The organism is Streptomyces griseoloalbus, assembly GCA_014650015.1.
Lineage (GTDB): Bacteria > Actinomycetota > Actinomycetes > Streptomycetales > Streptomycetaceae > Streptomyces > Streptomyces griseoloalbus.
The window spans coordinates 1-501 of record BMUD01000199.1 but is presented as its reverse complement, the minus strand read 5'-3'; the positions used below and the strand labels follow the sequence as shown (position 1 = coordinate 501).

1 protein-coding gene is annotated in these 501 nt (G+C 51.9%); it reads left to right on the top strand.

Translation table 11 applies throughout. The features are described from left to right. Positions 1-501, top strand: a 501-nt coding sequence (locus tag IE178_RS37335) for a hypothetical protein (protein WP_498370666.1), incomplete at both ends; no start/stop codon positions are given.

Genomic DNA, 501 nt, shown 5'->3' with positions numbered 1-501 from the left:
ACTGTATGGTGTGGTTCCAGGTATCATCACCGTAGGCGGCTGGTTCGAGCTGTTCTTTGTCAACACCCTCGGCTGTCCGTTCAATACCGGTGAAATCGTATACATCATCTGTCTCGTAGCCTCAGTTATCTGGGGTATCTACGAAACCTGCCATGCTTCTGAGAAGAACGAGAAGAAGCAGAATATCGCCTTCGTTCTCGGCTTCGGCATGCTCGGCATCCCATTCTACGGATATGGCTGGACAGCTGCCATTACCGGCATCATCGTGCTGGTTATTCTCTGGTTCGTACTCGGCTACAAGCGCAAGCAGGAGGTAGTAACAGGCGTTGACGAATCTACAGGCATCGCCAAGAAGAAGATGCAGCTCCTGCCGCTCATCTCAGCACGCGTCAAGAACACAGCCTTGCTCTGCATGCTGATGCTGATGATTGGTTATTCCAGCTACGCACTCATCGTAATCCGTTCTTCTGCCAACCCTCCTATGGACCAGAACTCTCCTGG